This window comes from Paenibacillus zanthoxyli JH29 (assembly GCF_000520715.1).
GTDB lineage: Bacteria > Bacillota > Bacilli > Paenibacillales > Paenibacillaceae > Paenibacillus_AQ > Paenibacillus_AQ zanthoxyli.
Genome location: NZ_ASSD01000367.1, coordinates 1 through 1,647, shown reverse-complemented (window position 1 = coordinate 1,647; position 1,647 = coordinate 1). Strand labels below are relative to the sequence as shown.

Annotated in this window: 2 protein-coding genes; both read right to left on the bottom strand. The window is 60.4% G+C overall.

Annotation, left to right across the window (positions count from 1 at the left end; translation table 11 throughout):
* On the bottom strand, positions 1-541 hold a 541-nt coding region (locus tag L691_RS0113505), incomplete at its 3' end, for an FAD-dependent oxidoreductase (RefSeq protein WP_025691040.1).
* 14 nt (positions 542-555) lie between these two features.
* On the bottom strand, positions 556-1,647 hold a 1,092-nt coding region (locus L691_RS0113500; RefSeq protein ID WP_025691039.1), incomplete at its 5' end, for a dihydrolipoamide acetyltransferase family protein.

The window sequence follows — 1,647 nt, the reverse complement described above, 5'->3', positions numbered from 1 at the left end:
TTCCCCCCCCGCCGATAATGCAGAGGCTGCCCGGCACCTCCGGCAGCGACAGGGCCTCATCGCTTGTGATAACGGCGGAAAGCTCCGCCCCGGGAATCGGTACCCTGGACGGCACCGAACCGGTGGCGACGATGGCCCGGTCAAAGCCGATCGTCTGCATGCTGCCGTCTTCCTTGCTTACTTCCAGCTCATGCACGCCGGTAAACCGGCCGGTGCCGATAATCTTGGTCACTTTGTTCTTCTTAAGCAGCGCGTCGATTCCGCCGGTGTTGATCCGGATAACCTTGTCCTTGCGCTTTTGCAGCCTCTTCCAGTCTACCGCAAGCTGCGGAATGTCAAGGCCGATTTCGGCCGATTCACGCTTCAGCGCCGTGTAGAACTCCGAGGTATGCAGCAGCACTTTGGTCGGAATACAGCCGACATTAAGGCAGGTTCCGCCCAAAGCTTTTTTCTCCACCAGCGTCACTTCAGCTCCCAACTGAGCGGCCCTTATCGCGGCAACATAACCGCCCGGCCCGCCTCCCAGCACCACAATTTTCATCCCGCATTCTCCTTTCACAGCAGCAGAAGCGCCGGATTCTCTGCGTACGCCTTGATTCTCTGCATAAACTGCGCCGCAACCGCGCCGTCCACCGCCCGGTGATCCGCCGTCAGGCTGAGATTCATCAGCGGCTTGATCACGACTTCGCCGTTCACGGCAACCGGCGTATCAACGATGGCATTTACGCCGAGTATCGCTACTTCGGGCTGATTGATAATCGGGGAGAAGGATTCCATGCCATACATCCCGAGATTGGTTATGGTAAAAGTGCCGCCGGTCATGTCGGCCGGGGTCAGCGTATTATTTCTCGCGCCTTCGGCAAGGAAGCGCACTTCATCTGAGATTTCGCCCAGGCCTTTCAGATGGGCGTTACGAAGAACCGGCACAACCAAACCGCTATCCAGGCCGACAGCCACGCCAATGTGAACCGCGTTTCTCATGACGAGGTCGTTGCCCTCGATGGAGCAATTAAGCAGCGGGAATTCGAGCAGCGCTTTGGCGGTAATCGCGACCAGCAGATCGGTGTAAGTAATCTTTCGTGAATCCTTCAATTGCCGTCTGAGGGCGGCGAGCGCGGTGGTATCCACCCGCATATTGTATGTGACGGTTGGTGAAATATCGACGCTTTCGCGCATCCGTTTGGCAATCACCTTCCGCATGGCGCTCATCGGAACGCGCGACACGGCCTGCTCATCCGCAGCCGTATTCCGTGCCGAAGCCGCTGACCGAGAGCCGGATACGGAGGCGGGAGCCTGGCCTGCGCTTCCGGAGACAGCCTCTACCGTGGCGGCAAAAGCGCGGACATCCTCCTTCATAATTCTGCCGTCCTTGTGGATGTCGGCGGGATTTACGCCAAGCGCCGCCGCTTCCTTCGCCGCAGCCGGGGAAATCCTAACCTTCGGCGAGCCGTGTTTGCCGCTCTCGGCATACCGCCGCACGTCGCCGTCCGTTATCCGGCCCTGCGGCCCCGTGCCTTTTACCGCAGACAGCTCCACGCCCAGATCCTTCGCCGTTCGCCGGGCCAGCGGCGAGGCCTTGATCCGGCCGCCGTGTGCAGCCGGTTCGTCCTCCGGAGCTGCGGCATCCGCTTCGGAAGCGGCAAGGCC